This window comes from Vibrio gallaecicus (genome assembly GCF_024347495.1).
Lineage (GTDB): Bacteria > Pseudomonadota > Gammaproteobacteria > Enterobacterales > Vibrionaceae > Vibrio > Vibrio gallaecicus.
On sequence record NZ_AP025490.1, the window covers coordinates 310,321 to 333,361 of the forward strand.

Consider the following 23,041-nt stretch of genomic DNA (forward strand, 5'->3'; position numbering starts at 1 on the left):
TGTTAACATTAACAATGTGGAGCGGTAGAGCCTACTAACTAGCAGGCTCGGTTAGAATTGAAATAATAAGTTTATGGATAATACAGAGTCTTCTTTATTCAACCCTTCAGGAACTTTATCGTGATACTGACGAGAGTGCGCAATTTTCAGCGCGATATTATCGGTAATGTCATTGATGACTTCTAAATCTGTATCCAATCGAATATTGCTTCTGCCTGAGACCAATGTCATGTCCGCTTTAAACTGTAAGTTGTCTAAAACTTGCCATGATGTATTGATATTCCCTCGGAAAATCCCTTCTTCGACAATATCGGGAAAGATAATATCGTCATCATCGATCTCATCTAAATTAGGTTCTTGGTATCGAAAACCAGGGCCCATCTCGACTTCTAAAACAAAGACTTCAGTGTTGGAAAATTGATAACCTAAACCACTAGAAACGGTATAGTCCTTAAAATACGCACTGTACCTTGAATCTATACCTTTAAAGCTTCCATAAAAATAGGTTTTCGGGCTTAGCTTATAATCGCTTTGCGCTGAGTAGGTCGATTGCCTTTTATCTTCTTCACCATCTTTATATAAATTGTAGTATTTCCATTCACCGTTAGTCCTATGACGACCGGCCGTATACTCACCCTTAAGGCGTGCATTCAACGAGTGAGTATCCGAATTTCCGGTATGAGATTGGTAACCAAACTCGACTTCAGTTGCCCAGGGACTAGGTAGTTCAGTGTCTGCGGGTGCAATATCCATATTATTAGTTGCAGTAGTGGCGGTGACACCATCTGCAAAAACCAGCGGAGCACTCAAAAGCCCAATGCTGAGCGCTAATACTTTGGACACGCAGACCTCATTATAAGTGATATGAATATAAGGATCGTAATCGTACCTTTGCTTATTTGAGTCAGCAATAAGTAAATTCTTAATTAAGAGTAAAACAAACGCTGTCGGGTGGATTACAAATTATCGTTCTTGCGTATAATGAGCGGTCATTAATAGTTATTGAGTGTAGTCATAGTGGATACCAGAAATCAGAAATCAGCCAACGATCAGGTGGACGCAATCAAAGTTCCTCCGCATTCATTAGAAGCTGAACAATCTGTGATTGGCGGTTTGTTGCTGGACAACGAACGCTGGGATACGGTTTCAGAAAAAGTGGTGAGTAAAGATTTTTACAGTCGACCTCATCGCTTAATTTTTGAAGCGGTAAAAGCAATTCTTGAAGAAAGTAACCCACTTGATCTGATTACACTTTCCGAATTTTTAGAAGTTCGCGAGCAACTTGAAGAAGTCGGCGGTTTCGCTTATTTGGCTGATTTAGCTAAGAACACCCCAAGTGCAGCTAATATTAATGCTTATGCTGAAATAGTTGCGCAGAGAGCGCTTGTCCGTAGCTTAATTGGTGTCGCTAATGAAATTGCAGATTCAGGGTATGACCCTCAAGGTCGCAGCTCTGAAGATTTATTGGATCTAGCCGAAAGTAAAGTATTTGCTATTGCTGAAGGGCGTGCGAGTGAAAATGAAGGCCCTCAGAATGTAGACAGCATTCTAGAAAAAACGTTGGAACGAATCGAGATCCTATACAAATCACCACAAGATGGCGTAACAGGTGTCGATACTGGTTTCAATGACCTCAACAAGAAGACAGCGGGTCTGCAAGGTTCTGACTTAATTATTGTCGCGGCTCGTCCATCGATGGGTAAAACCACGTTTGCGATGAACTTGTGTGAAAACGCAGCGATGAAACAAGACAAGCCGGTTTTAATCTTTTCTTTAGAGATGCCAGCCGAACAATTAATGATGCGTATGCTTGCTTCTCTTTCTCGTGTCGATCAAACCAAGATCCGAACAGGTCAGCTAGATGATGAGGATTGGGCGCGTATCTCTTCGAGTATGGGTATTCTTATGGATAAGAAGAACATGTACATCGATGACAGTTCAGGTCTGACTCCTACAGAGGTTCGCTCACGAGCTCGAAGAATTGCAAGAGAACATGACGGTATTTCGATGATCATGATCGATTACCTTCAATTAATGCGTGTTCCTGCTTTATCTGAAAACCGTACTCTTGAAATTGCAGAGATCTCTCGTTCATTAAAAGCATTAGCCAAAGAGCTGAATGTGCCGGTTGTAGCCCTTTCTCAGCTTAACCGTTCCCTAGAGCAACGTGCAGATAAGCGACCTGTAAACTCAGATTTGCGTGAATCAGGTTCTATCGAGCAAGATGCCGATTTGATCATGTTTATCTATCGTGATGAAGTTTATAACCCTGACAGCTCATTAAAAGGCATTGCAGAGATAATCTTAGGTAAGCAGCGTAATGGTCCTATCGGTTCAGTTCGACTTACTTTCCAAGGTCAGCATTCTCGTTTTGATAACTATGCAGGTCCTGCATTTGATGACGAGTAAGCAGCTATGACATATATGAAAGCCGCAACGGCGAGTATTAACTTAAGTGCGCTTGAACATAACTTGCGGTTGATTAAGTCCAAAGCGCCGAACAGTAAAGTGATGTCGGTAGTCAAAGCCAACGGTTATGGACACGGCTTACTGCATATCGCCAAGCATTCTAAAAACTCGGATGCTTTTGGTGTCGCTAGAATTGAAGAAGCCTTACAGCTTCGCGCTGGCGGTATTGTTCAACCCATCTTATTGCTTGAAGGGTTTTACTCCCAGGGTGACTTACCAATTCTGGTGACTAATAACATTCAAACAGTGGTCCATTGTGAAGAGCAGTTGAGTGCTCTAGAAAACTCTCAACTTGAAACGCCTGTTGTCGTTTGGTTGAAAGTCGATAGCGGTATGCACCGTTTAGGTGTTCGCTCTGAACAGTATCAAGATTTTGTTGAGCGCCTACATCAATGCCCGAATGTGGCAAAACCACTACGCTACATGAGCCACTTTGGTTGCGCTGATGAGTTAGACAAAGCCACGACCGAGCAACAGACTGAATTGTTCCTGTCTTTGACTGAAGGCTGTGAAGGGGAGCGCTCTCTTGCGAATTCAGCAGGTTTACTGGCTTGGCCTGACAGCCATTTAGATTGGGTTCGACCTGGGATTATTTCTTACGGTGTATCTCCGTTTGTTGATAAGTCAGCTAAAGAATTAGGCTTTCTGCCGGTAATGACTCTGACATCTCACCTGATTGCAGTACGTGATTTGAAAGCAGGTGAAAGTGTTGGCTATGGTGGTAACTGGACTAGTGAGCGAGATACCAAAATTGGTGTCATCGCAATAGGTTACGGTGATGGTTACCCTCGGACAGCCCCTAATGGTACACCTGTTTTTATTAATGGTCGTAAAGCGCCAATTGCGGGGCGAGTTTCTATGGATATGCTCACTGTTGACTTAGGTCCTGATGCTAAAGATAAAGTTGGTGATGAAGCTACGTTGTGGGGAAGGGAATTACCATCGGAGGAGGTCGCACTGCATATCGGTACGATAGCGTATGAATTAGTGACTAAACTGACCTCAAGAGTAGAAATGGAATACGAGTACTAATGATGCCTTTGGCGAACTTTACAAAGCGCATAGCCACCTTGCTGCTACCTTCATTACTCAGTGTTCTGTGTGTTTTTTTCTCATTCAATGTTGCTAGTGAAGAAAAGGATTCAGCATTCTTACCTTTTTACTTCAGCACGGAAGTGATGGGAAATACCTTTGGGGTTGCCGGTGTCGCTAAAGGTGTTGGTCAGCCACAAGCAGCTTTATTTGGTATGGCGTTGTATTCTGATAAAGACAGTTATGTAGGCTTCGTTTCTGCTTTCAATTATGCGTTATCGGAAGAGTGGTTGTTCAGTACTCAAATGTACCAAGCCCGCTTTAATGACAACCCCTATTACCTTGGCTCTCAAGGAGACAACAATTCATCGAACACTGATAAAACGATCATTGATGGTGTAGAAAAAAACTATCAGTTTGAATTTAAGTATTTATTACCTTGGGGTAATGTTGCTGAGCATGGTTTGCTCGGCGCATTCCAACCTATTCGCGATGTTAGCTTTGCCTCTCCAATGGAATCTGGAGTCAGTTCGATAATTGTGACGCCTTTTTTCAGCTCTCGTGAATTAGATGGTTTTTATGACGATGAGAAAGCCACTGGTTTAAGCTTAGCGTTTGATTGGGATAACCGTGACAGCACGCGTAACACAACTAAAGGTTCTCACACTTCTTTTGAATTAATGACTGGTGCAGAGAGTTGGGGAGACGATGATCTTTGGCTTAAATGGACTTTCCAAAATAGCCATTATTACGCATTAGGACCTCTTGGAGAGTTATTTGACCAACAAGTTGTCGCGTTCGATTTCTATACATCAGATACCCCTACTTGGGATAACTGCTCTTCTGATCATTGTGCTCGCCCTCCAGAAATGGAGCAAGCTCGTCTTGGCGGCTTATATCGATTAAGAAGCTATACAGGCGGGCGCTTCCACGGACGTTCGGCAATCCATTACTCTGCAGAGTATCGAGTGCTCCCGGATTGGCAGCCTTTAGAGAGCATTCCAGTAATCAATTACTATGATTTGCCTTGGTGGCAATGGGTAGCTTTTGCTGAAGTAGGTAGAGTCTCTGAAGAGTACGATTTAAAGACCTTACACACGGATATGAAGTGGAGCCTAGGTGGTGCGGTACGCTTTCAAGTTGAAGGTATAGTAGTTCGTACTGAAATAGCCAGAGGCAGTGAAGAAGGTACTTTTCGGGTAATGATAAACCAACCCTTTTAAGCTAAAAGCCAGTATTTAAATCTAGTATCTAAAGCCTGCATCAAAAGTTTATGGGCAAAGATAGAATGTCATCTTTGATAAACCATGTCTCTTATCGTTAAAGGGTGGTCATAACTGTACCACCCTTTTTATTTGCCATTGCCAGCGTGTTGTTGCCTATTTTGAACTGTTGCTCACCGTTAATTGTGACTAACAGTGAATAGTCACTCACCTTGAATGGTTGCAATGACAGTTCTGCTCCCACCGTAATCACGGTGCTCTCCTAAGTAAATACCCTGCCATGTACCTAAAGCTAACCGACCATTGGTAATCGGGATGGTAATGCTATTACCTAAAAGAGAAGCTTTGATGTGGGCTGGCATATCGTCATCTCCTTCGTAAGTATGAAGGTAGTAACTTGCTCGTTCTGGAACGTATTTATTAAAATGTGACTCCATATCGATACGGACTGTCGGATCTGCGTTCTCATTTAAAGTTAAGCTGGCAGAAGTGTGCTGTATAAAAAGGTGTAATAAACCAACAGAGAGATTATCGATAGAATTAATTTGTTGTTCAATTTCATCAGTAATAAGGTGAAAGCCACGTTCTCTGGCATCGAGATGAATCGTCTTCTGAACCCACATATGGCATCCTTTATATTGTATTTGGAAAAATAGTCGTTTAACGCTATCTTTTAGACTTGAATTTATAAGGTTTGACTCAATTTGCTAATAGAGTGGAGCTTTACTCATGCTGCTTTTTAAATCAACAAATGTAATCTGATTTATCTCAATAAGTTGATTTTTAACTGCTGCATAATACGTCATGAAAATAAATTACAAATAAGAGTTCAAGAGAAGCCCAAGTACTTTTTTTGAATGAAAATATTATCGCCTAATCGGGGGTTCTACTCATCGTTAACGGTGGCTAGAATAAAACCAACAGAAATATCGGGATAGACATCATGTTGAAAAACATTAACCCAACGCAAACATCTGCGTGGAAAGATCTAACAGCTCATTTTGAATCTGCACAAGATATGGTTCTTAAAGATCTTTTTGCAAAAGATGCGCAGCGCTTTGAAAAATTCTCTACAAAATTTGGTTCAGATATCTTAGTTGATTATTCAAAGAACCTAGTTGATGCTGACACTATGAATAAGTTGTTCTCTCTTGCGAACGAGACAGAACTGAAATCAGCAATTGAAGCTATGTTTAGTGGTGAAGCAATCAATAAAACAGAAGGTCGTTCTGTTCTTCATACTGCTCTACGTAACCGCAGCGATAACCCTGTAATCGTTGATGGCAAAGATGTAATGCCTGCAGTAAACGCAGTACTAGCAAAAATGGAACTGTTTACACACCGCATCGTTTCTGGTGATTGGAAAGGTTACACAGGTAAAGAGATTACTGACGTTGTAAACATCGGTATCGGCGGCTCGGATCTTGGTCCATACATGGTAACTGAGGCGCTAACGCCATACAAAACTCGCCTAAATATGCACTTTGTTTCTAACGTTGATGGTACTCACATCGTTGAAACACTTAAGCCTCTAAACCCAGAAACAACGTTGTTCTTGGTTGCATCTAAAACATTCACCACTCAAGAAACGATGACGAATGCACACTCTGCTCGTGATTGGTTCTTAGCTGAAGCTGGTGATGAAGCACACGTTGCTAAGCACTTCGCTGCACTTTCAACGAACGCACCTTCTGTTGCTGAGTTCGGTATTGATACTGACAATATGTTCGAATTCTGGGACTGGGTTGGCGGTCGTTACTCACTATGGTCTGCTATTGGTCTTTCTATCTCACTTTCTATTGGCTTCGATAACTTCGTTGAGCTATTAGATGGTGCTCATGATATGGATAACCATTTTGCTTCAACTGAACTAGAAAGCAATATTCCTGTAATCCTTGCTCTTATTGGTATTTGGTACAATAACTTCCATGGCGCTGAGTCTGAAGCGATCTTGCCATACGATCAGTACATGCACCGTTTTGCTGCTTACTTCCAGCAAGGTAACATGGAATCAAATGGCAAGTTTGTTGACCGTAATGGCAACCCTGTGGATTACCAAACTGGTCCTATTATTTGGGGTGAACCTGGAACAAACGGTCAGCACGCTTTCTACCAACTGATCCACCAAGGTACTAAGCTGATCCCTGCAGATTTCATTGCTCCTGCAATTAGCCATAACCCTGCATCTGATCATCACCAAAAACTGATGTCGAACTTCTTTGCTCAAACTGAAGCACTTGCGTTTGGTAAAACGAAAGAAGTAGTTGAAGCTGAGTTCCTAGCGGCGGGTAAAACTGCAGAAGAAGCGGCTGAACTGGCACCATTTAAAGTTTTTGAGGGTAACCGCCCAACAAACTCTATTTTGGTTAAACAGATTACACCTCGCACACTAGGTAACTTGATTGCCATGTACGAACATAAAATCTTTGTTCAAGGTGTTATCTGGAATATCTTCAGCTTTGATCAATGGGGTGTAGAGCTTGGTAAGCAACTGGCAAACCAAATTCTTCCTGAGCTGGCTGATGGTTCTGAAGTATCATCTCATGACAGTTCAACAAATGGCCTGATTAACGCATTTAACGCGTTCAAAGCATAATAACTGTTTTACCTGACGCTTATTGCTAACGTGATATGGTCGGGGTGCTGTAAGTAGAGCCATGCATTTGGCTTTACTTGCCATTATTATCAGGTTTGAAAATACCAGGTATAAAAAAGCCGACGCAATTGCGTCGGCTTTTTGTTTATTCATTAGCGGTAAAAATTACTCGAAACAAATTTCAATGAAGGCGTTACCCCATTGAGATGTGAATGGCATGATAATAATAGAGCCTTCACATTTATGGCGAATCGTATGACCTTTACCTGATACAACAACTGGTGTTGCCATATCGAAATCGAATCCACTTTCAGCAAGGATGCGCTTAGCACCGCCCGTCACCATATTGGTGATTTCGCCGACCATGTCTGTCACTTCTTCGTTTAGACCATTTGGTCTTTCACCAAGCATGTTTTGCATGATCTCTAGCGCAAGCCCTTCATCAAAGGTAATCGACATAGAGCCGCGACTTTGTTGGCCAACCATACCGATTAAGCCTGATACATCACCTCGAGCAATTTCGTCTTTCTTTACTCTTGGTTTTTGTGGCTTCAATTCTAGAGAGGCCATCGTTTTTAGTACATTCATTAAAGAGGCTAAAAACGGGTTTACAAATTCAGCGCGCATAATGTTCTTCTATTTTATTCTTTCATGTTGGAGGAGCAAGGTTGACATATTCCGTGTGACTCAATGACGTGATTCGTCAGTTGGAAGCCATGCTTCTCTGCGTTACTAGCCAGTTGAGCGATTAAAGCATCGTCTTGCAATTCAATAACAGTGCCACATTTATCGCAAATTAATAGCTGAGAAAAATGTTTATTAGCATTGCATGAGCAGCAACATATAAAGCTATTTGTCGACTCGACCCGGTGAATGAAACCTTGTTCCAATAAAAAATCTAAAGCGCGATATACAGTGGGAGGCTTTGCTTGCGGCTCGCTTATTTTTAATTGTTCTAATAACTCGTAAGCACTGGATGCTTTCTTGTTAGATAAAATCAGTTCAAAAACTCGCTTTCTTTGTGGAGTTAAACGAACTCCTCTCGCTGCGCATATCCCTTCAACTTGCTCTATCAATGTTTGGTCCAATTTTTTCACCATAATAGTTGGACTCTTATAATCATAAACTATTTCTAGACTACTTTCGTGGGAGAACCAATAATTTTACGTTTAAAGTGAGGTACAGAGCGTATTGTGGACCACTACTTTGGATTAAACAAGGTAACTCAAAGTACCCGTATGACTCAAGGTATAAGTGGTTGTTCAAAAGGAAATTGTTCATTGATAAAACGGTTTAAATAAAAAGTGTGAGGTAAAGTTCATATCACACATGTTTGCGCAGCATTTTAACTGTTCATTTTAGTTTATTGAACAGATGAACGAGAGGGTAAACCTGCAGTTTTTAAGGTTGAATTACATCGATGAAAGAACTAAAAAGCCCTACATGGCAGGGCTTTTATTGATAATGGTGTTTTTTATAAAAACTAATCGGCTAAATTGCGATTCCAATGAATATTGTATTTAACGGATTCTTGATGAGCATAATCTGATTTTCCAACAAAGCTGTATATAGTATTTGTCTCTAGTTCAAACCTTCTAGGTATGCTAATGGAAACATTGCCTCGATAATCGCTTCTACAGTGAGATGAAATTTCCCACAAATAGTCAGCTTTATCGCCAGAACTTAACCAGAATCCATCAAAACTATCACCAATCAACTGACAATTGAGGTCTTCACCATTTGGTGATTTTTCAAAGGTAATACTTGCGTTAGATTGTGTCAGGTTGATACTTACTTTCCCCAGTACAGATGTTCCCTTTTGCTCTGTGGGTAAGTAGAAATCAAAACTATTGCCAGTGTGACCACCCATATTTGATTTCGCATTTAAACGCTCTTCTGCAGCGCTTTTATCTGTAAAGTGAGTTTTTCGAGAGCTATGAGCTATGATGGATAGAGCGCCAGGTGAAAGGTCACTAGCATCTCCAATCACGGTATAAATTGTTGAGTAAATGCCAGCTTGAACAACTATTACTGAGTTTTCATCATCAATGGTATATGTACCGCTTTCAATCAAGTCAGCATCTGTGGGGCAAGTGGTATTGTTCGATGGATTACGTTTACTCCAGTAGTAACTTCCATCTTCAAATTTGACTGCATCACACCATACAACGCTATGCTCTAAAGACTCCCCATCCCCAGTAGATGAACCGTATTCAGTCATATAGAACGTTTTGCCGTTAAGTAAGCTTGGGTCAAGGATCTCTGGTAATGTTGGCTTAGGTTGTGTTGAGCTTGGGTCCCATACCGCATTGATACTACGCAATAATGACTCATCGGGTGATTCTAAGACAATTACAACTTCTTCATCCATATCATCTTCATGCTGTGCAACAATGATGTTTAGTTCACCATCATTAAACTGACGCATGTATCGACCTTCGTTAAAAGCGCTTTCCCAATTTTGATAAGTTAGTAACTCTTTTCCATCATTCCAGGTCGATACCTCCCAGGTGCCCGCCCAAACTGAAGGTAACAAATAGTTATCATCATAGGCTTCTAGTTCACGGGCTGTATATGTTCCTGATTGTGTAACCTCGGAAGCATAGATATGTTGTTCGTTAACCATAAAATTAACGCTTCTTAAGGGAACGTATCCAACAGATTCAATGCTTTGATAAATTGTATTACCCATTGGTGGAATAGGAAGCATTGCAGTAAATGGAAGTTCTTCAGTTGAATCTAACCAATACAAGTCATCTTTCATTTTTAATACAAGTTGATAGTCACCATTTTTTTCTGATGAGTAGACCGGAGTATATATGTCACCGTCACCCAATAAGGTGCCATCAGGTTGGATAGTGACAGGTTTGCAGTCCTCACTGTTCGGGCTAATTACTAGTTTTTTATTTTCTGGATCTTCGAGTGCTTCCAGTTGGGCTGGGATTGCAATGTCGAAACTTTTCTTCCAACAGAAGTAGTGTTGATCTTGGTCTTTCATCAGTGAAGCCCAGCCCATTCCAATGTCACCGTAATCTCTCCCGATTTCACCCATCCGCCACTCACCGCCAATAAAGTGCTTCTCTTCAAAGCGAGGGGTTGGAGCGGGTAAAACAGGATCTGTAGGCTCTGACGAGTCTTCTTCTGCTACAGGTACAACAAATTTGGCTAATACTGGATCGTGAACACCATCAGAAGCAAAAATTTCGAGATCAGCATTCCCTTGAGTCGTAGGAATGCCTATTAGTGAAAGAGTTGCCTCGTTAATTGTTGTATTAACACCTTCGATAGTGTCTTGCGTTGTCAGGGTTAATGTATCGTCATCACTAAATAGTTGGTCAAGGCTTATGTTGGCGTTAACCGCAATACCAACTTGTAACTCAAGGGCTGTCAGTTCATCTGCCACGCGCTGCTGCTGTGTTGGTTCTGTAACAGGAGCTGTATTTGGAGCTTCTGAAACTGTAAGGGAGAAGCTTTGGGCTGCTGCTGGGTTTACGCCATCATTAGCCGTTACGTTAAATGTAAAAACACCCTCTTGTTCTGGTGTTCCAAGTATGTGGATCTCATCACTTGCGTTATCAACGTTGATACTCAGCCCACTTTGTTCGGCTTCAGTAACCTCGTAGGTCAGTTCGTCGTTATCGGCATCGATAAATAAATTGTCAATCAATAGACGCGCATCTGTACTTACCGTCGCAGTCAGATTTAGAGCGTCGAGATCGGCTTGTAAGGTATTTTGCTCATTTAATATTGGCGCGGTATTGGGTGTTGTTGCTGTTACATTTAGCACTAATGGGTAAGAGCGAGATACTTCATCAGATGCATAGATCAACACATCGTATACACCAGCTTGAGTGGGAGTAACCGTTAAAGTTGTACCACTGTTCGTAATATCAGCGCCTGCTTCTTCTTGTGCGTCAACGGTATACACTAAGGCGTCGCCATCAGCATCAATGAAAAGTGCATTTAATTCATAGTTGCGTGATTGGCCAAGTTCGAAGGTGACTGGTTGAATGCTAGTGTCTTCAGCTTGAGTAGGGCGATTATTTGGTGTAATACCGATATAGCCGTTTTCTCCAGTGTTCACTACAGGGGCATACTCATCGCTTAGAGTTTGGTTTTCATCCGCAATAATATCTGAAGTCTCTGTCGATATATCTTCAATAACATTGAGTTGGTCTGCCGGAGCAAGCACATCGTCATAGTCAACTAACGTTTCACCTACAATATTGATGGCTTTAGCCTTTTCTGCTTCTTCGCCTTCTCCTTCTGCCACTGCGACGTAATCACCAAAGATATCTTCAGAATTAAAAACCACATTGTCATTAGTATTGAAAGACTCAACAACAGCTTGCTCGGCCTCTTCTTGAGTCATTTCAGTGCCATTAGCTTCGGAATGCTCAATTTGTTCAACAACAAGGTTCGTCATTGGACTAACAACAATAGGCTCGTCAGCACTTTTTGGTACCGAAGGGGCTGCAAGAGTAAACTCATCAATAACAACACCGCGGGTCATATCAATCGTTTCATTTGCAATGGCTTTAATGCACACCTTTTGGTCAACAATGTCATCCGTAAGATCGAGTGTCAGTTGACCACTTCGGTTGGTTCTACCTACAAACGAGTCACAGTTATCTCCAATATAAACTTCGGCATTATTTAGGTAGCCATCAATGGCTGTGATTGTGAACTGTGGTGTTGGTGTTGGTGTTGGAGAAGAGTTTGAGTCATCGCTCCCACAACCCGTTAACGCCATTGAAACTGCCGCTGCCAGCAAGCTGATTTTTTTCATTACTCTTACGTCCTTCGTAGGTGAGTTTTAGTCTTTGGCTTATCAGGATTTAAATGAAATATAACCATTTAATAAGATCGCGAAGTCTACGTTTTTGAGGGTGAAATTTGGCACTATCAAATATAAATAACTTTATATTTAGCTGGAGAGAATTCAGCTTGTGAATTTTGGAATATAGCTTTTGGTTGATGCAGTAGAGGAGAGAGTAATAAGACACAGATTGTTAATTGACTAACTAGAACAGCGTGGTGTAACGAGTGGAAAGTGAATGAAGTCAACTTTCTGAAGAGGTATTACTGATACTATTAAATATAAAAATATTTATATTAATAATCAATATGAACTTTAATGAGTACTACTTGTTGGCTGTTTTTGCAGCGGTGGTGGAAGAAAGGCAATATACCAATGCGGCGAAGCGGTTAGGGATAACTCAGCCATCGGTGAGCCAAAGCATTTCAAAGCTGCGAGATATCTATAACGATCCACTTTTCATTAGGGAGAAGTTAGGCGTTAGACCGACAGCTTTTGCGTTAGAAATTTACCCAGATATTGCTGATGCAATTTTAAAGTTAGATGCATTATCAGCGACAAGGACTCGATTTGATCCGAGTCTGAGTAAGCGTGTATTTAAAATATCAACCATCAGTCTATTTGAGCACACTTTAATACCCGAGCTTTTTAAGGAAATTGAAGATGAAGCTCCGTATGTGACGATTTTAGTTGATAATCACAGTACAAAAGAAACCAAAGATATGTTGAGGCAAGGTACGATTGATCTCTCACTAGAAGGTTCTTCTGATACTGAATCATCAATACTTTCCCACATTATTTACGATGATGAGTTAGTTATCGTCTGTCGGAAAAATCATCCTGCATTTTCTGAAAATACGATAAGCGAGAGTGAGTTTCTAGAACATCAACACGTTACACTTTCAAGTATCTCTGGTAATCATAGTTTTTTCGAGAGTTTATTACCCTCGAGCATTCAACTGCTGCAAAAACGAAAAGTGAAAAGACAAGTTGCGAGTTATTGGGGGTTACTATCTTCTGTTCAAAGTAGTAATAACCTAGCTATTTTTACGCGTAAAATGGTGGAAAAAAACTCGGACGTTTTTAATTTAAAAATTTTGGATAATAATTTTTTAGAGCAGAAAGTTGAGGCGTGTGTGTATTGGTCAAAATCTAGAAACCTTGACCCATCTATTATTTGGTTGAAGGAAAAGGTAAGAGCTGCCGCTATTAATGCCTTATCTTCTTAAGTAGCGGTTATGTGCTTTTGGCAATATCTGTTTAGAGACACTTGATTTAGATAGTTATTGCCTAAAAAACGATGCCAAGTGGCATCGTTTTGTTTTGAATTATGCGAGGTTATTACTCAACAACTGTTAGTTCGCTGATTGGTGTTGCCACTGGGTTATGGTAGATAGCTTTCAAAACGGCGATTGCTCGCTCATCCCAAATTCCGTCCATGCCGAAACCATTAAAGTGGGCCCCAAGACCTAGTGCGTGACCTAACTCATGAATGATAATGTCTTTAGTGATGGTGCCCATATTCTTACAGATGCTGTTATGACTACCCAGGTTAACCATGTGCCAGTTGCTGTTCGTGAAGTAGGCTTTATCGTCAATTTTGAAGCCCGTGTCACCACCATAAAACGGGAACGTACTGTGGTTTGCTTTGTAATTACTGCACTGTGACGAATCAAGCAACGCATGAGTAGTACCGTAGGAGATTGTGATTGCACCACGAACACCATAGTAATCAACGATGTCTTCATAGCTGTCGGTTTCAATAACGTTACCATATTTAGGGTGGTCCACATCTGTGTGCGTAGCTGTGTCTGCGTCGTAGTTACGTGTTTTGTCGCTGTTGTATGTATGACCCTTCCACAAGTTGCGGTACTGCTTTGCAGTATCGTAATACTCACCACCAGATTCAATAGCTTCTTTAAACTTGCGTTCTTCGTTTAGGTAAAAATCAGGATCGAATTGTGCCAAGTTTACATCCAAGATTTCATCGTTGAATATTTTAACGCCTACTTGTGCCTCGATTGTCCCAACAGCATCCACAATTAGGGCGCGGCGTTCAGGTGTTAAATGTTCATTATCATTGATGAAAACTGTTACTAATCGGCTATAACCGTCATCACTCATTGGAGCAGTAGATGAAACCCCGTTCACATCAGACTCCGTTCGGTATCTTAGAGTTTTACCTTCTTGTATATTCAAAGCACCAAGCGCAGCCAATGCAGTTTGGTGCTCTTCCGTGCTCATGCCAACATCATCAAGGCAAGATCCTCCTCCACAATATGAGCCACCTGTAAAAGCGAAGGATTCGTCACTCCCATACTCCCACATTTGACCAACACTCGGAGACATCAAATTGCGAGTCAATCCTTGAGTTGCGGTTACGCTCTCTTGAATAAATACATCATCGATGGTTTGCGATGGAGAGTCATCATCACCACAACCAACCAAAGCTACGGTAATCGCTGCTGTTAAGAAATTTATTCTTTTCATTAATCGTACGTCCTTTTTATATTCAGGTTTGCTTATGGGTTTAATGGACATAAGGCGAACCATTAGATCGCGGATAGTACTTTTTTTAGAATAAAATCTGACAATATTAGATATAAATCTATTTATGCCTGGTTAGGAGGTATGAATATTGATAGAAATTATCGAGACCATTTAGGAGCTCATGGTTTGGCAATTAGACCTGAAATGAAAGGGAACGTGCCAAGCCTGCTTATGATTGAAGCAATGCTAGTAGGGCTGTATAATCCCCCGCCTTATGTTGAACCGAGGGTGATCGTTCATTCTCTCTACATAAGAACAGCTAACACATAAAGCGGTGTGCTATGAGCTATATCGTTGAATTTCTAAGAGGTATCAAATATGTATCCATCATCCCGCTTATCCGTCGCTCCAATGCTCGATTCGTAGCACTGAGCTAGTTTGGCCTATAAAAACAGAGTGTTACGTCTGTTCTGAGAAGTTGAGGGGATGGTTAGGGGACTGTTACTCGTCATAAAAATAAAAGCACCGTCTTACCCATACTATCTCCCTTTCTGAACAATTCCAAAAAAATGCTTTATGGGCGTGAAAAAGTGCAGCTAAATATTATTGATAGAGCGTGTCACTATGACCGACGATAATAAATTAGGAGCACCGATGAGCGTTACTTTGAATTCCATTTCCACTCAATCGCTTTTAGCAGCCAAACATAGCAACGAGCCTCTTATTCCGTTGGAAGTTGTTGCAACAACTTATCTCGGGCTGACAGCAAGTACAGCGAAACGGAAAGCACGCATTAATGACCTCCCTTTTCCTGTAATTCGTTTAGGCGATTCTCAGAAAGCCCCGTGGTTGGTCGATTTTAACCACCTTATCGCTTATGTAGAGCGTGTAGCCACCGAGTCTCAATGCGATTGGCTTCGCATGCAGTGCTAGGTAAAAAGTGAAGCCTGTTGATATGACAGGCTTCCTACAAATTAGTGTATCTTGTTTTTTATAACTTCAGCTTGCTCTTGTTGCTGCTTCGACAGTGAGTGATAAGCGAGAGATTCATAGGTTTTCATGAGTCGATTCTCTTGGCGTCGTTGTTGCCTGTCGTTATGTTCTTCTTTCGCTTTTAACCACTTATCAAACTGGTTTTGCATCTTCGAGATAAGTTTTTCTATCTCTAAAGCTTGATTAGCTTTTTCATACTTATATTGCCAAGTCGAGAGCCTTCTGCCTTTTTCAGCTTCAATAGGTTCATAGCTTCTATGATCTACCCCGACATGTTTTAAAACAGCAGAATTGAAAGCTTCCTTGATTAATCTAGTGACTTTCTTCTGCTGAAGTTCCTTCAGAACTCGCTTGCCAACGACCTTCCCAATAATTAAGTGGACGTGATCGCCGCTGCCGCGTTTTCCGCCTTGTTCTTGTTGGTGTAATACAGCTCGGATTTGTTGTCTGTATTGAGCGAACTCAGATTTATTCAGTTTGCAGAGCTTCGCCAACGCTAAGCTGCAATCCTTAATCACGGATTGCCATTGTTGGGTAGTAGGGCGGTATCCTTTGGGTAAAGTGAGACAGTATTCAACCGCGTAGCTTGAAAGGGGGCGACCGCCACGACTGTTATACATCTGTTGATTCAGTCTAAACTCTTCGCCAGCAAGCGCTATGCGGTTAGATGTTTCCGCGCAACCAAAAATAGAAACGATACGCTGGGTATGTTTGTGGTTGGCGTGCGTTAGGCTTTGAAGGTAGCGTTCGCGCATCATGACGCCATCAGTAGCAAAGCGAACGGGTTGGGTTATTACAGTCCAGTTTTTTAGCATGTTGGATGTTTATTTAAATTTTAGACTTTTGCCTTAACCTGTACAAACTACTGGACTGTAACCATACATATCCAGTAGTGGTTCCAGATAGGACAACGGCTTCGCATTGTCACTGGCAAGAAGGGAGACCCTTCTTAACTACCCCTAAAAAGAGCGCTCGCACTTTTACCAAATTTTGCTGTTGGAAAAAGAAAATGTATCCTTTAAATAAACACTATGAGCAAACTTATTCCCACCAAACTATTATTCAAATTTGCATACGATTTAGAAGAATTTGAAGCAACCAGACTTGCTGAAAAAGTAATAGAAAAAGCAATTGAAGCTGGCTTTCTTACTTTAAGTGATACACCAGATAACCGATCAAAGTTGGCATGGATAGAAAAGGTTACTCGACATGCTGAAGATGCTTACAACCTAGAAGATATCGCTGATGGCGAAGATCTTGAGGTGAAAATCACTAATCTCAAGCAGCTTTTGGATCGTCGTGACAAGCAAGTAAAGGAAATTCTAGAGTTACTTGCTAAGCACATCATTGACGCCGCCCCATGCTATAAGGCTTGATGATTTCTCAATAAGATAACTTGTTTAATTAAGCACTTGATGTAGGTGCTTTTTTTGTTTTAGGTCGCTGTCCCTATGATATCGGTAGGGTATAATCAGCGCAATTTTCGTCAGATTGACTACAGAACTATGACCAACAACAACTTCTCTCAAACCGCTGCTTTCATTTGGTCGGTTGCCGATCTGCTTCGCGGTGACTTCAAACAATCTCAATACGGGCGTGTGATCTTACCTTTCACTCTTCTTCGTCGCCTTGAATGTGTACTGGAAGAAAGTAAAGATGCAGTTGTTATTCAGGCTGAGAAAGTGAAAGCTATGAACCTTTCTGAAGAAGCCCAAGAGAAGATGTTGCTTCGTGTTACTAACGGTTTGTCGTTCTTCAATACCTCCCGAATGAATCTAAATCATGTAGGGTATAGTGATATCCAAGCCAACTTAGATAACTACATTCAAGGTTTTTCTGCGGATGTTCGTGAGATCTTTGAATATTTTAAGTTTGATGAGTTTGTTGGTCTGTTAGATGACGCTAACCTTCTATATAAAGTAGTTAAGAAGTTTGCCGCTACCGATCTTTCCCCTAAATCTATGTCTAACCATGATATGGGGTTGGTGTTTGAAGAGTTGATTCGTCGTTTTGCTGAAAGCTCAAATGAAACGGCAGGTGAGCATTTTACCCCTCGTGATATCGTTCGTTTAACTACATCGCTCGTGTTAATGGAAGATGATGATGCACTTTCTAAAGAAGACATTATACGTACTATTTATGATCCTACAGTGGGTTCGGGGGGGTTCCTATCGTCAGGTATCGAATATGTTCATGAACTGAACCCAAAAGTAGTGATGCATGCGTTTGGTCAGGAACTAAACCCAGAGTCATACGCAATTTGTAAAGCTAATATGTTGATCAAGGGACAAGATGCTAGCCTTATCAAGTTAGGTAACACTCTATCCAATGACCAATTGCCAGACGGCAAATTTGATTACATGCTATCTAACCCTCCGTTCGGGGTTGATTGGAGGAAGGTTGAAAGTGAAGTCAAAGATGAACATACCCTAAAGTCTCTTAATGGTCGTTTCGGCCCGGGCTTGCCCCGAGTGTCTGATGGTTCTCTATTGTTCTTGATGCATTTGATCAGCAAAATGCGGGACTCTAATGCTGCTGGCAGCAGTATTACTGGTGGTCGTATCGGTATCATACTCAATGGTTCACCACTATTTACGGGTGGTGCTGGTAGTGGAGAAAGTAAAATTCGTCGTTACATTCTTGAAACTGACTTACTTGAAACAATAGTCGCATTACCAACAGACATGTTCTACAACACAGGTATAGCAACTTACATATGGGTGTTAAGTAATAAGAAGCCCTCAGAACGTAAAGGGAAAGTTCAATTAATTGATGGCTCTAATCTGTGTGGAAAGATGCGCAAATCGTTAGGCTCTAAGCGTAACGTAATGAATGATGATGATATTAAAGCCATAACTCGCAGTTTTGGAGATTTTGAAGTAGTTGATGTTCGTGAAATAGATAAGTCTACTGAACATCAATCTAATCGTGGACGCCAATCTGCACCGTCAAAAACTGAAGCACCTAAAACCTTTGCTAGTAAGATCTTTAATACCTACGAGTTCGGCTACCGCCGTCTAACGATTGAACGCCCACTGCGTTTATCCGCACAAATGACTGATTGTGCGTTGGCGTCACTGCGCTTTGCGCCAAAGCCGTTCAATGCCGCTATGCCTGCTATTTATGAGCAGTTTGGCTCCGAATGGACGAATGACACCTATGGCATGCTGGGCGAAGTTGAAGCCGAAGTTCGTGCATTAATCAAAGCTGATTTCCCTGAACTTAAAGAAAAGCAAATCAAAGATATCTTGGATAGCACAATATGGCTGTCACAAAAATCACTAATGGACAAAGCTCGACAGCTTCAAGTTGAGTTCGCTGGTTCTCTAGGTGGAAAGTCACAACAGTGTGATGATTTCAACCAGTTTGAAATCACGCTGAAAGGCGCGTTTAAAAACACGGGTGTTAAGTTTTATGCGAAAGAGAAAAAGCAGTTCATTGATGCGGTAACGTGGAAAAACCAAGATGCGGAACCTGTTGTAAAAAAAGCTCTGAAAGAAGGAGCGAAGCCGCTTTATGGCGCCTTTTCTTATAGCGGTAATGTTAAGGAGTGGCAAGGTAAAGTCGTCGAGTACCAACAAGATAGCGATTTGCGTGATAATGCGAACGTTTCACTTAATCCGAGATTAACAACCTCAGCACTCATTGAATCTTGTTTTATAAAAGAAGTACAACCGTATTCATCAGACGCATGGATTAACGCAGATAAACGTGATGAGCATGATAATGAAATAGGTGTCGTTGGATATGAAATTAATTTTCGTTCTTTTTTTCAAAGAAATCACTCTCGAGATGAATTACTCAAAGGGACACAATTTCGACTCAAAGAAATTGTAACGATAGATCCGAAAGGGCTACTTGTTCTTGATACACCAACAGGGAGAATCGTCGAGTTCTCTAGCTTAAATGAGCAAAGAAAAGCGCAAGCTCCAATACGTTTTGATTTACCTACGAACACTCTACTTGCTGAATTCTACAACATATTCTTACAGCAAGAAGAAGGTAAAGACTGGCTCGATAGTAACTTTATGTCTTCGAGTTCATGGAGGAACGTATCAATGACTTCATGGCTAAATGCACGAATATCCGTTCCTCCGGTTTCTAACCAATCTGCATTGATTGATTTTTGGTTTGAGTGTGATGCCGTGCTTACTCGGGTTAAATTGTTAAAAAAATCAGTATTTGGTGACTTTCAGACTGCAAAAGAACAGATACTTCCTTATCAGAGTGTTACGAACCGATATCAACAAGAATTCTCATCGATGTTACCTACACCTTTAGCCATTCTTTGGGAGTTAGCAGAGTCGAAATTTAATGAAAGAGAGAGAGCTGAGGCTTTTATTAAGACCTATGAATTCTTGGGCTTATATTTAGTGTCCATAGTTTTTGGGCATATAAGCCCACCCAAGAAGACTTTATGCTCAGCAAAAGGGCTAAAGAGTTTAACAATGGCTTTCAGTCACAACCGATTAAGTGAATACAAGCATCATTTCCCTGATTCGACAGCGTTAATTAGTTCTCTTTGTCATGGTGATATTACGGATCTACTATCTCGAGCAACAGACCTTCGAAATGATATTGCCCACAGAGGGCTTCCATCAGCAGAATTAGTGCGTAATGCAAAGAAAACGATACAGTCTTTAAATGAAAAAATGCAGAGTCAACTGAGGCCATTTTTTGAGATGACAACACTGATTAAACCCATACAAGCACAATATGATGGCAATTCATTTTTCTATGAAGTGGAAGTGTTGAAAGGGCTCGGGATAAACCCTGCGAAAACAGCAAGAATTAAAACTCAAGAGCCAATGGTATCTGGGCAGCTATATCTGGCTCACAGCGACTTAACTCACGAAGAGAGTATTGCAGTTACAAAGCTATTCCCTCTATTAACAATGAGAGAAACTGTGCAAAATAGCGAGATCATGGGGTTCTATTTCTACAGTGATCCCGTAGAAGGCAACTTACGTTTTGTGTGCCCTTACCCAAATGTTGAAACATACAAGTTTCTCCCAGAAGAACTAATCAGAGACTGTCTAGATGACTAATACAAACTTTTCTCAAACCGCTGCATTCATCTGGTCGGTTGCCGACCTTCTTCGCGGTGACTTCAAACAATCTCAATACGGGCGTGTGATCTTGCCTTTCACTCTTCTTCGTCGCCTTGAGTGTGTACTGGAAGAAAGCAAAGATGCTGTCGTTATTCAGGCTGAGAAAGTGAAAGCCATGAACTTACCTGAAGAAGCTCAAGAGAAGATGCTGCTTCGTGCTACTAACGGTTTGTCGTTCTTCAATACATCACCAATGAACCTTGGGAAGATGGGACAGAAGGATATCAAAGATAACCTAGAGAACTACATTCAATGCTTCTCTGCGGATGCTCGTGAAATTTTTGAGCACTTTAAGTTTGATGAGTTTGTTGGTCTGCTGGATGATGCCAATCTGCTTTATAAGGTAGTGAAGAAGTTTGCGACTACCGACCTTAGCCCAACAAAAGTATCCAACCATGAAATGGGTTTGGTGTTTGAAGAGTTAATTCGCCGCTTTGCTGAAAGCTCAAATGAAACGGCAGGTGAGCACTTTACCCCTCGTGATATTGTTCGCCTAACCACATCGCTTGTGTTTATGGAAGATGATGATGCACTTACCAAAGAAGGCATCATTCGCACCATCTACGATCCTACTGCGGGTACGGGTGGCTTCCTATCTTCAGGTATGGAATATGTGCATGAACTGAACCCTAAAGCCGTGATGCGTGCCTTTGGTCAGGAGTTAAACCCAGAGTCATACGCGATTTGTAAAGCAGATATGTTGATTAAGGGGCAAGATGTTAGCCGTATCAAACTAGGTAACACGCTCTCTAATGATCAACTGCCAGCCGACCAATTTGACTACATGCTATCTAATCCTCCGTTTGGTGTTGATTGGAAGAAAATTGAAGGTGAAATCAAAGACGAACACGCCCTAAAAGGTTTCGATGGTCGTTTTGGTGCGGGCTTACCTCGTGTGTCTGATGGTTCTCTACTGTTCTTGATGCACCTGATCAGCAAAATGCGTGACACTCATGCTGTTGACGGCAGTGTTACGGATGGTGGGCGTATTGGCATCATCCTTAATGGTTCGCCATTATTTACTGGTGGTGCTGGTAGTGGTGAAAGTGAGATTCGTCGCTACATCCTTGAAGCTGACTTACTTGAAGCCATCGTCGCGCTACCAACCGACATGTTCTATAACACAGGTATTGCAACTTACGTATGGGTGCTAAGTAACAAGAAAGCCTCAGAACGTAAAGGTAAAGTTCAATTAATTGATGGCTCTAACCTGTGTGGCAAGATGCGTAAATCGCTAGGCTCTAAGCGTAATGTAATGAGTGAAGATGATATTAAAACCATTACTCGCAGCTTTGGTGATTTTGAAGTGGTTGATGCCCGCGAGCTTGATAAGCCAGCAGAGCAAAAGTCTAACCGTGGACGTCAGTCAGCGACACCCAAAACAGAAGCGCCGAAAACCTTCGCAAGTAAGATCTTTAATATTTACGAGTTTGGCTACCGCCGCCTAACGATTGAGCGCCCATTACGTTTATCTACACAATTAACGAATGAGAGAATCAATACTCTCCGTTTTGCTCCTAAGCCATTCAACGCAGTTATGCCTGCGATCTATGAGAAATTTGGTTCAGAGTGGACAGAAGAGACATATGGTCTGTTAGGTCATGTTGAAACTGAGGTTCGTGCCTTAATTAAAGCGGATTTTCCAGAGCTAAAAGAAAAACAAATTAAAGATGTCTTGGATAGCAAGATTTGGCTATTCCAAAAGTCACTAATGGAGAAAGCTCAACAGCTTCAGGTTGAAATAGGACAATCTCTTGGTGGCAAAGCGCAACAGTCGGATGACTTCAACCAGTTTGAACTGACATTGAAAGGCGCGTTTAAAGCAACAGGTATTAAGTTTGATGCCAAAGAGAAAAAGCAGTTTATAGATGCAGTAACGTGGAAGAACCAAGAGGCGGAACCAGTCGTTAAAAAGGCTCTGAAGGAAGGTGCTCAGCCACTGTACGGCGCTTTTGAATACAAAGGTAAAGTTGTTGAGTTCCAGCAAGACGGCGACCTGCGTGATAATGAGAACGTGCCGCTTGACCCTAGCGTAAGCACCTCTGAACTGATTGAAACCTACTTCAATAGAGAGGTGGTACCTCACGTTGCTGATGCATGGATTAATGCTGATAAGCGTGACGATAAAGATTCTGAAATTGGTGTTGTTGGCTATGAAATCCCGTTTAACCGCCATTTCTACATCTACCAGCCACCGCGTGAGCTGGAAGTGATTGATGCCGATTTGGATGCCGTCAGTGCCGACATTATGACGCTACTTCAAGAGGTGCACTCGTGATCAATATGTATCCTCTAATTGCTTCATTCC

At 41.5% G+C, this 23,041-nt stretch carries 15 protein-coding genes and 1 pseudogene; 9 read left to right on the forward strand and 7 right to left on the reverse strand.

Annotated elements, in window-relative coordinates; all coding sequences use genetic code 11:
- Nucleotides 1-51: 51 nt before the first annotated feature.
- Nucleotides 52-843, reverse strand: a complete 792-nt coding sequence (locus OCU78_RS01445) for a DUF481 domain-containing protein (RefSeq protein ID WP_137374095.1) — start codon at nucleotides 841-843, stop codon at nucleotides 52-54.
- Between the two features lie 174 nt (nucleotides 844-1,017).
- Between OCU78_RS01445 and OCU78_RS01450 the strand changes: the two genes are divergently transcribed.
- The 3 genes from OCU78_RS01450 to OCU78_RS01460 are packed head-to-tail and all read left to right on the forward strand — an operon-like array spanning nucleotide 1,018 to nucleotide 4,724.
- The gene (locus tag OCU78_RS01450; protein ID WP_171737316.1) at nucleotides 1,018-2,409 is read left to right on the forward strand and encodes a replicative DNA helicase; all 1,392 of its coding nucleotides are present in this window, start codon (nucleotides 1,018-1,020) and stop codon (nucleotides 2,407-2,409) included.
- 15 nt (nucleotides 2,410-2,424) lie between these two features.
- Complete coding sequence (gene alr / locus OCU78_RS01455; protein WP_206383702.1) at nucleotides 2,425-3,501, forward strand: alanine racemase; 1,077 nt, start codon at nucleotides 2,425-2,427, stop codon at nucleotides 3,499-3,501.
- A gap of 2 nt (nucleotides 3,502-3,503) precedes the next feature.
- Nucleotides 3,504-4,724, forward strand: a complete 1,221-nt coding sequence (locus OCU78_RS01460) for a BamA/TamA family outer membrane protein (RefSeq protein WP_137374132.1) — start codon at nucleotides 3,504-3,506, stop codon at nucleotides 4,722-4,724.
- A 203-nt stretch (nucleotides 4,725-4,927) separates the two neighbouring features.
- Here the strand turns inward: OCU78_RS01460 and OCU78_RS01465 are convergent, their stop codons facing one another.
- Nucleotides 4,928-5,347: a secondary thiamine-phosphate synthase enzyme YjbQ gene (locus tag OCU78_RS01465; RefSeq protein WP_137374098.1), complete on the reverse strand. Its 420-nt coding sequence runs from the start codon at nucleotides 5,345-5,347 to the stop codon at nucleotides 4,928-4,930.
- 320 nt (nucleotides 5,348-5,667) lie between these two features.
- Here OCU78_RS01465 and pgi point away from each other — a divergent pair, with 320 nt between their 5' ends.
- A complete protein-coding gene (pgi, locus tag OCU78_RS01470; RefSeq protein ID WP_137374099.1) occupies nucleotides 5,668-7,320 on the forward strand; it encodes a glucose-6-phosphate isomerase in 1,653 nt (550 codons plus the stop codon).
- Nucleotides 7,321-7,485: 165 nt separating this feature from the next.
- Here the strand turns inward: pgi and OCU78_RS01475 are convergent, their stop codons facing one another.
- The 3 genes from OCU78_RS01475 to OCU78_RS01485 form a co-directional block, all read right to left on the reverse strand.
- The gene (locus OCU78_RS01475) at nucleotides 7,486-7,947 is read right to left on the reverse strand and encodes a chemotaxis protein CheX (protein WP_137374100.1); all 462 of its coding nucleotides are present in this window, start codon (nucleotides 7,945-7,947) and stop codon (nucleotides 7,486-7,488) included.
- A 14-nt stretch (nucleotides 7,948-7,961) separates the two neighbouring features.
- A complete protein-coding gene (zur, locus tag OCU78_RS01480) occupies nucleotides 7,962-8,420 on the reverse strand; it encodes a zinc uptake transcriptional repressor Zur (RefSeq protein ID WP_137374101.1) in 459 nt (152 codons plus the stop codon).
- Between the two features lie 383 nt (nucleotides 8,421-8,803).
- On the reverse strand, nucleotides 8,804-12,109 hold the full coding sequence (locus OCU78_RS01485; RefSeq protein ID WP_137374102.1) for a putative Ig domain-containing protein: 3,306 nt from the start codon (nucleotides 12,107-12,109) through the stop codon (nucleotides 8,804-8,806).
- A gap of 359 nt (nucleotides 12,110-12,468) precedes the next feature.
- Between OCU78_RS01485 and OCU78_RS01490 the strand changes: the two genes are divergently transcribed.
- On the forward strand, nucleotides 12,469-13,368 hold the full coding sequence (locus OCU78_RS01490) for a LysR family transcriptional regulator (RefSeq protein ID WP_167494050.1): 900 nt from the start codon (nucleotides 12,469-12,471) through the stop codon (nucleotides 13,366-13,368).
- A gap of 112 nt (nucleotides 13,369-13,480) precedes the next feature.
- Here OCU78_RS01490 and OCU78_RS01495 read toward each other — a convergent pair whose 3' ends face one another.
- The gene (locus tag OCU78_RS01495; RefSeq protein WP_137374104.1) at nucleotides 13,481-14,629 is read right to left on the reverse strand and encodes a hypothetical protein; all 1,149 of its coding nucleotides are present in this window, start codon (nucleotides 14,627-14,629) and stop codon (nucleotides 13,481-13,483) included.
- 654 nt (nucleotides 14,630-15,283) lie between these two features.
- Here OCU78_RS01495 and OCU78_RS01500 point away from each other — a divergent pair.
- Nucleotides 15,284-15,562: a pyocin activator PrtN family protein gene (locus tag OCU78_RS01500; protein ID WP_137374105.1), complete on the forward strand. Its 279-nt coding sequence runs from the start codon at nucleotides 15,284-15,286 to the stop codon at nucleotides 15,560-15,562.
- 41 nt (nucleotides 15,563-15,603) lie between these two features.
- Here the strand turns inward: OCU78_RS01500 and OCU78_RS01505 are convergent, their stop codons facing one another.
- The gene (locus OCU78_RS01505; protein WP_137374106.1) at nucleotides 15,604-16,437 is read right to left on the reverse strand and encodes a hypothetical protein; all 834 of its coding nucleotides are present in this window, start codon (nucleotides 16,435-16,437) and stop codon (nucleotides 15,604-15,606) included.
- 216 nt (nucleotides 16,438-16,653) lie between these two features.
- Between OCU78_RS01505 and OCU78_RS01510 the strand changes: the two genes are divergently transcribed.
- The 3 genes and pseudogenes from OCU78_RS01510 to OCU78_RS01520 all read left to right on the forward strand — a co-directional run bounded on the left by OCU78_RS01510 (nucleotide 16,654) and on the right by OCU78_RS01520 (nucleotide 23,011).
- Complete coding sequence (locus OCU78_RS01510; RefSeq protein ID WP_102501352.1) at nucleotides 16,654-16,998, forward strand: hypothetical protein; 345 nt, start codon at nucleotides 16,654-16,656, stop codon at nucleotides 16,996-16,998.
- Between the two features lie 129 nt (nucleotides 16,999-17,127).
- Nucleotides 17,128-19,395, forward strand: a pseudogene (locus OCU78_RS01515) (type I restriction-modification system subunit M); the annotation flags it as partial.
- Nucleotides 19,396-20,662: 1,267 nt separating this feature from the next.
- Nucleotides 20,663-23,011, forward strand: a complete 2,349-nt coding sequence (locus OCU78_RS01520; RefSeq protein ID WP_137374107.1) for a type I restriction-modification system subunit M — start codon at nucleotides 20,663-20,665, stop codon at nucleotides 23,009-23,011.
- Nucleotides 23,012-23,041 lie beyond the last annotated feature (30 nt).

What these genes read in the sequence shown, in the direction of transcription:
- alr (WP_206383702.1), top strand. Translation starts at nt 2,425, where the DNA reads ATGAAAGCCGCAACGGCGAGTATTAACTTAAGTGCGCTTGAACATAAC.
- OCU78_RS01460 (WP_137374132.1), top strand. Translation starts at nt 3,504, where the DNA reads ATGCCTTTGGCGAACTTTACAAAGCGCATAGCCACCTTGCTGCTACCT.
- OCU78_RS01465 (WP_137374098.1), bottom strand. Translation starts at nt 5,347, where the DNA reads ATGTGGGTTCAGAAGACGATTCATCTCGATGCCAGAGAACGTGGCTTT.
- pgi (WP_137374099.1), top strand. Translation starts at nt 5,668, where the DNA reads ATGTTGAAAAACATTAACCCAACGCAAACATCTGCGTGGAAAGATCTA.
- OCU78_RS01475 (WP_137374100.1), bottom strand. Translation starts at nt 7,947, where the DNA reads ATGCGCGCTGAATTTGTAAACCCGTTTTTAGCCTCTTTAATGAATGTA.
- zur (WP_137374101.1), bottom strand. Translation starts at nt 8,420, where the DNA reads ATGGTGAAAAAATTGGACCAAACATTGATAGAGCAAGTTGAAGGGATA.
- OCU78_RS01485 (WP_137374102.1), bottom strand. Translation starts at nt 12,109, where the DNA reads ATGAAAAAAATCAGCTTGCTGGCAGCGGCAGTTTCAATGGCGTTAACG.
- OCU78_RS01495 (WP_137374104.1), bottom strand. Translation starts at nt 14,629, where the DNA reads ATGAAAAGAATAAATTTCTTAACAGCAGCGATTACCGTAGCTTTGGTT.
- OCU78_RS01500 (WP_137374105.1), top strand. Translation starts at nt 15,284, where the DNA reads ATGAGCGTTACTTTGAATTCCATTTCCACTCAATCGCTTTTAGCAGCC.
- OCU78_RS01505 (WP_137374106.1), bottom strand. Translation starts at nt 16,437, where the DNA reads ATGCTAAAAAACTGGACTGTAATAACCCAACCCGTTCGCTTTGCTACT.
- OCU78_RS01510 (WP_102501352.1), top strand. Translation starts at nt 16,654, where the DNA reads ATGAGCAAACTTATTCCCACCAAACTATTATTCAAATTTGCATACGAT.
- OCU78_RS01520 (WP_137374107.1), top strand. Translation starts at nt 20,663, where the DNA reads ATGACTAATACAAACTTTTCTCAAACCGCTGCATTCATCTGGTCGGTT.